Genomic DNA, 6,463 nt, shown 5'->3' with positions numbered 1-6,463 from the left:
ACTCCCCCGACCGCACCGCACGCACCGCCAGATCCAACGCCACCAACGACGACGAACACGCCGTATCCACCGTCAACGCCGGACCCCGCGACCCCAGCACATACGCGATCCGCCCCGACGCCACGCTGACGCTGCCCCCGGTGAGGAGGTAGCCGTCGGTCCCGCCTCCGCCCTCGTGCAGCCGGGGCGTGTAGTCCGACGCGGTCGCGCCGACGAACACGCCGGTGCGGGTCTCCTTCAGCGACAGCGGGTCGATGCCGGCCCGCTCCAGCGCCTCCCACGACACCTGCAGCAGCAACCGCTGCTGCGGATCGGTGGCCAGCGCCTCCCGAGGGCTCATCCCGAAGAACGCCGGATCGAACTCCCCCGCGTCACGGAGAAAGCCGCCCCGGCGCGTATAGGAGGCGCCGGGCCGTTCCGGGTCGGGATCGAAGAGGGCGTCGAGGTCCCAGCCCCGGTCGTCGGGGAAGTCACCCGTGACGTCCGCGCCACTGGCCACCACCTCCCACAGGTCCTCCGGCGAGGCCACCCCGCCCGGGAACCGGCACCCCATCCCCACGATCACCACCGGGTCGTCGTCCGCCGCCACGACGTCCCGTACGGCCTCGTGCGCAACGTCCTGTGCGGCGTCCCGTTCGGCTTCCCCGGCGAGGTGGCGGGCGATGGAGGCGGGAGTGGGATGACTGAACAGCGCGGCGGCGGGCAGGTCGGCGCCGAAGGCGGCGCTCAGGCGGTCGCGCAGCTCGACCAGGCCGAGCGAGTCGAGGCCGAGGTCCTTGAACGTCGCCTCGGGGTCGACGCGCCCGGGGTCGGCGAAGCCGAGGACGGCCGCCACCTCCTCGATCACCCGCCCCTCCCCGCTCGCCGTACGGACGGCATGGACGGGCGGCACCGGGGCCGTGACCGGGGGCCCAGCAGGGGGCACGGCAGGGGACACAGCAGGGGACACAGCAGGCGGAGGGGTCCCGTCCGCGGCGGCCGGCGCCAGCCAGTGGGGCTCGCGCTGGAAGGGATAGGTGGGCAGCGGGACGCGAGGGCTTCCCGGCGGGAAGACGGCGTCCCAGTCGAGCCGCACCCCGGCGGTGAACAGCCGCCCGACGGCGAGGTCCAGGTCGTCGTCCTTGCCGAGGACCGGCACGAACGGCGCCACCGGGCCCAGCGCCTCCCGCCCGGCCGCGCTGAGGGCCGTCCCCGGCCCCGCCTCCACGAAGATTCCGGCGCCCAGCGCCCGCAACCGGTCCAGGCCGTCGGCGAAGCGGACCGTACGGCGGGCGTGCTCCACCCAGTAGTCCACCCAGTAATCCGCCGCGTGGCCCGCACGGGAGCCGGCGTCGGCGGGGCCGGCGAGCTCCCCGGTCACGGTCGACACGAACGGAACGCGGGCCGGGCCGAACGCGAGCCCCGCGAGCACCGCACGGAACTCGTCGAGCACGGGGTCCATCAGGGGCGAGTGGAAGGCGTGGCTCACCTGGAGCCTCCGGGTCCGGTGGCCGCGCGCGACGGCGACGGCGGCGACGGCGTCGAGCGCCGGGTCCTCCCCCGCGACGACCACGGACCGGGGACCGTTCACCGCGGCGACGACCACGAGGCCGTCCACCTCCGCGATCAGCCCACGCACCTCCTCCTCGGGCGCGCCGACGGCGAGCATGCCGCCGCCGGAGGGCAGCGACTCCATCAGCCGCCCCCGTGCCGTGATCAGCTCGGCGGCGGACGACAGGTCGAGCACGCCCGCGACGTGCGCGGCGGCCACCTCGCCGATGGAGTGGCCGGCGACGAAGGACGGCTCGACTCCGAGCGACTCCAGCAGGCGGAAGGTCGCCACCTCGACCGCGAAGATCGCGGGCTGGGTGAAGGCCGTGCGGTCGAGCAGCAGGGCGTCCTCGCCGTCCGGCTCCGCCCAGACGACCTCCTCCAGAGGACGCGGCAGCCGCTCGTTCAACGCCGCGGCTGCCTCGTCGAACGCCGCCCGCCAGACGGGGTGATCCTGGTGGACCCGGCGGCCCATGCCCGGCCGCTGGCTGCCCTGGCCGGGGAACAGCACCGCGACGGGAGCGGAGGTGGCCCTGCCCGTGACGAGCCCGGCGGCGGGGCGGCCCTCGGCGAGCGCCGCCAGCCCCGCTGCCACGTCCCCCGTGACGGCCGCCCGGTGCTCGAAGGCGGTTCGCGTGGTGGCCAGGCTCCTGGCGAGGCCGGCGGCCCGAGCCGCGCCGGAAGGATCCTGTCCGCCGGACATGCCGCCCCCGGCGGCGAGGTCGAGCAGCCGGGCGGCCTGGTCCCGCAGGGCGGCGCCGGTGCGCGCGCTCAGCACGAGAGGGGTGCGCGCCGGTGCGGCCTCCGGCGCGCCGGGCGCGGCCGGAGGCGCCACAGGGACGGCCGAAGGCGCCGCGGGCGGCTCTGCCACCACGACGTGGCAGTTGGTGCCGCCCATGCCGAACGAACTGACGCCCGCGACGAGCCGCGCGCCGTCCCGGGGCCACTCCCCGCCCGCGACCCGTACGGACAGGCCCCAGCCGTCGAAGTCGATCTCCGGGTTCGGCTCGGCGTAGTTGAGGCTCGCGGGCAGCCGCCGCCGGGCGACGCCGAGCACGGTCTTGATCAGACCGGCGATCCCGGCGGCGCCCTCCAGGTGTCCGATGTTCGTCTTCACCGATCCGACCTGCAGGGCCGGCCCGTCGCCGGGGCGGGCGAGACCCAGGGCCCGCGCCTCCACCGGGTCGCCGACCCGGGTTCCGGTGCCGTGCAGTTCGACGTACTGCAGGTCGGAGGGCGCGACGCCGGCGGCCGCCCAGGCGTGCCGGAGCACCTCGGCCTGGGCGCCGGCGCTGGGGGTGGTGAGCCCGTCGGTGCCGCCGTCGTTGTTGACCGCGCCGCCGAGCAGCACGGCGTAGACGGAGTCACCGTCCTCGATCGCGGCGTCCAGCGGCTTGAGCAGCACCAGTCCGGCGCCCTCGCCCCGCACGTAGCCGTTGGCCCGGCGGTCGAAGGTGTGGCACCGGCCGTCGGGCGACAGCCCGCCGAACCGGGCGACCGCCGCGGTGCCGGCCGGGTCGACGATGAGGTTGACGCCGCCCGCGAGCGCCAGGCGCGACTCGCCGCGCCGCACGCTCTCGGCCGCGAGATGCACGGCCACCAGCGACGACGACTGCGCGGTGTCGACCGCGATGCTCGGCCCGCGCAGGCCGAAGGCGTACGACACGCGGTTGGCGATGATCCCGCGGGTGGTGCCGGTGAGGGTGTGCCGCCCGATCGCGGAGGGGCGCGACAGTGCGGCGTACTCGTCGGCGATGGACCCGACGAACACGCCCGCCGGGGTGTCGCGCAGCGTCTCGGGCAGCACGCCGGCGTCCTCCAGCGCCTCCCAGGCGAGTTCCAGGACGAGCCGCTGCTGGGGGTCCATGGCGGCGGCCTCGCGAGGGGAGATCCCGAAGAACTCCGCGTCGAACCCGGCGATGTCGTCGAGGTAGGCGCCGTACCGCGCGCCGGGGTTCTCCCGGGCCAGGGCGTCCAGGAGCGGGGACGGCGCGCGGCCCTCCGGCACCTCGCGGACGGCCGAGCGGCCCTCCTCCAGCAGCTGCCACAGGGCGTCCGGGTGCGGCGCGCCGGGCAGGCGGCACGCGACTCCGACGACCGCGACGGGCCGGGACACCTGCGGGTCGGGGCTGATCACGTCGTGCCTCACTCTCGGTCGTGGTGAGCAGGGTGAGCGTGGTCGGGCGCGGACGGCGCGGGAGGGGAGGCGGGTCAGGCCCGTACGGCGAGCCCGCTCCGCACCGCCGCCGCGACGTCCTCCAGCCGCGGGGTCAGGTAGAAGTGGCCGCCGGGCAGGACCGTGAGACGGAACCCGCCGTCGGTGTGGTCCCGCCACCGGGCGGCCTGGTCGACGGTCACCCGCGGATCGCGGTCGCCGACCAGCGCGGTGACCGGGCAGCGGACCCGCGCCCCGGGATCGGGCAGATAGGCGCGCAGTGCCCGGTAGTCGGCGCGCAGCGGGGGCAGCACGAGCTCCCGCAGGTCCGCGCTCTCCAGCACCTGCCGGGAGGTGCCGCCGAGGAACAGGGCCTCCTCCAGCAGCGCGGCGTCGTTCCGGAGGATCACCGGATCCACCCGGGTGAGGGCGGGCGCCCGCCCGCCGGAGACGAACAGCCGCTCGGGCGCGGCGCCGGCGCCCCGTTCGCCGAGCAGCGCGGCCTCGAACGCCACCAGCGAGCCCATGCTGTGCCCGAAGAAGGCGAGGGGGCCGTCGTCCGGTTCCCGGGCGAGCACGTCCGCCACCCTGCGGGCCAGCTCGCGCACGTCCCCGACGGGCGGCTCGCGCCGCCGGTCGAGGCGCCCGGGGTACTGGACGGCCAGCACGCGCACCTGCGGGGCGAGCGCCCGCGCGAGCGGGATGAAGAAGCCGGCCGAGCCTCCGGCGTGCGGGAACACGACCAGGCGGGGGGCTCCGGGCGCGGCGGGAGCGTACTCGCGCAGCCAGTCGCCCCGCACCCGCGCTCCGGCGAGCGGGGCGTTCACCCGGCCGCTCCCGCCCGGGCGGCCTCCAGGGCGGCGGCCAGCGACGCGGTCACCCCCGGGTCGGCGCCGGGCCGCATCCGCTGCACCGCGAGCAGGCTCCACACGCGGGTCTCCGCGAGGTGGGAGGGGGCGCCGTGCACGTCGTCGTGCTCCATCAGCCGCAGGTCGCGCACCGAGCGCTTCAGCCGTTCGGTGTCGCCGGGAGGGATGATCTCGTCCCGCTTCGCCGTCACCGCGGCGAGGGGCACGGTGAGCGCGCGCAGGTCGGCGTCGTCGAGCGCCCAGTCGCGCACGTGCGCGAAGACCGCCTCCGGCGGCACACCCGCCAGGTGGGCCAGAGTGTCGCGGGTGACCTTCGGCACCCGGGCCTGCCAGGCGGCGTCGGTGAAGAAGTCGTGGACGGGCGGGCCGTTGGCGACCACGCCCCGCACGCGGGGGTCGCGCAGCGCGGCGGTGATCGCGGCGTGGCCGCTGAAGCTCAGCGCGAGCAGGTAGGTCTCGCGTACCTCGGCCCGTCCCTCCAGGGCGTCGAGGATCGCCGGAAAGAGCCGCCATGCGTCCGGGCCGTACCGGAGCGGGCTCTCGCCGACGCCGGGCAGGTCGGCCACGACCCCGGCCATGCCGAAAGCCGCGATCTGCGGGAGCACCGGCCCCCACTGCTCCTTCGGGCTCACGATGCCGCCGGTCATGACCAGCAGCGGCCGGGGCTCGTCGGCGGACAGGCCGGCGGCCCACACCCGCACCGGGACTCCGTCCACGTCCACGACCACGGGCTCCAGGCCCGGCACCCCGCGCCGCCACCGGTCGAAGGCGTCGAGGCAGCGGGCGAGCGCGCGCTTGCGGCCCGGGCCGTCCACGTACGGGAAGCGGCCCATCGTGTAGTACTGGCAGGCCAGGGCCGTCTCGCCGGCGGCGTCCCACTCGTCCCCGGCGCGGATCCACTCGTACGGCCACGAGCCCGGCTCGTCACCCGCGTCCGCGGTGATGCGGTCGAGCAGGGCGCCGTAGTGGTCGGCCGGCAGGTTCTGCGAGATCGCGTGCGCCACGACGAAGCGCTTGAGCTCGGTCAGGTCGTTCATTCCTCGTACGCCTCCAGCGCTTCCTTGATCTCGGTGAGCACGTCGGCGGCCTCGGCGCCGTCGATCACGCGGTGGTCGAAGGCCAGCGAGAGCCGCATGACGGGGGCGACCACCACGGCGCCGTCCCTGACGACCGGGCGGTCGGCGATCCGGCCCACGCCGAGGGTCACGGTGGTGCCGCCGACCGAGTGGAAGCCGTCGACGGCGCGGTGGCCGAGCGAGGTGACGCTGAACGTGCCGGTGACGGCGGGCCGCCGGTCGAGCAGCCCCGCCATCTCGCGGAACCGGTCGAGCGCCTCCTGCCAGGCCAGTTGCCGCAGCGCGCGGATGCCGGCGAACTCCTCGGCCGTGCCGGGATCGGCGGCGGCCGCCCGGTCCAGGTGCGCCTGTACGTCGGCCAGGGACGCGGACTCCAGCGTGGGGATCACGGTGGCGAGCACGACGCGGCGGCCCTCCCAGGTCTTGTCGAGGGTGACCTTGGCCGCCACGGTGTCGAAGGAGGCGACGACCGGGTCCAGCCGGCCGTGTATGGCGGAGTTGGCCTCGGGGTGCTTCGCGAGGACCCCGGCGGCCGCGTGCACGACGTAGGAGACGACCGAACGGCGCTCCCCCGCCCGGTGCGCCCGCGCCCGTCCCGCGACGATCGCGGTGGCGTCCACCTCGGTGTCGAGGAAGACCGGGGAGAAGTCGCGGATCTGGTCGAGGAAGAACAGGGTGTGCCTGCGCTGGGAGGGGAACGGGCGGCCGGTCACTAGGGCACCATCCTTACTGCGGGGCCCGCGTAGGGTCTTGTGGAAGGGACTCGGCGGGAGCCGGGGTGACGGCCCTGTTCGGTCGCCTGTGAAAGGCCTCGATGACACCGCCGCCCCCGG

At 76.0% G+C, this 6,463-nt stretch carries 4 protein-coding genes; all 4 read right to left on the bottom strand.

Annotation, left to right across the window (positions count from 1 at the left end):
• Positions 1–3,667 (bottom strand): type I polyketide synthase (locus tag HHX33_RS34375; protein WP_182878214.1); only part of this gene is annotated, 3,667 nt, incomplete at its 3' end.
• 74 nt (positions 3,668–3,741) lie between these two features.
• Positions 3,742–4,512 carry a thioesterase II family protein gene (locus tag HHX33_RS34370; protein ID WP_182878213.1) on the bottom strand — a complete coding sequence of 257 codons (771 nt, stop codon included), beginning with the start codon at positions 4,510–4,512 and terminating at the stop codon, positions 3,742–3,744.
• Positions 4,509–5,591, bottom strand: a complete 1,083-nt coding sequence (locus HHX33_RS34365; protein ID WP_182878212.1) for an alpha/beta hydrolase — start codon at positions 5,589–5,591, stop codon at positions 4,509–4,511. The genes HHX33_RS34370 and HHX33_RS34365 overlap by 4 nt, the downstream gene beginning before the upstream one ends.
• The gene (locus HHX33_RS37595) at positions 5,588–6,343 is read right to left on the bottom strand and encodes a 2-oxo acid dehydrogenase subunit E2 (RefSeq protein ID WP_182878211.1); all 756 of its coding nucleotides are present in this window, start codon (positions 6,341–6,343) and stop codon (positions 5,588–5,590) included. The genes HHX33_RS34365 and HHX33_RS37595 overlap by 4 nt, the downstream gene beginning before the upstream one ends.
• Between the last annotated feature and the right edge of the window lie 120 nt (positions 6,344–6,463).

Source organism: Microbispora sp. H10670 (assembly GCF_014161385.1).
Classification (GTDB): domain Bacteria; phylum Actinomycetota; class Actinomycetes; order Streptosporangiales; family Streptosporangiaceae; genus Microbispora; species Microbispora triticiradicis.
The sequence above is the reverse complement of the archived record's forward strand: the minus strand, read 5'-3'. Positions and strand labels throughout refer to the sequence as shown.

What these genes read in the sequence shown, in the direction of transcription:
- HHX33_RS34365 (WP_182878212.1), bottom strand. Translation starts at nt 5,591, where the DNA reads ATGAACGACCTGACCGAGCTCAAGCGCTTCGTCGTGGCGCACGCGATC.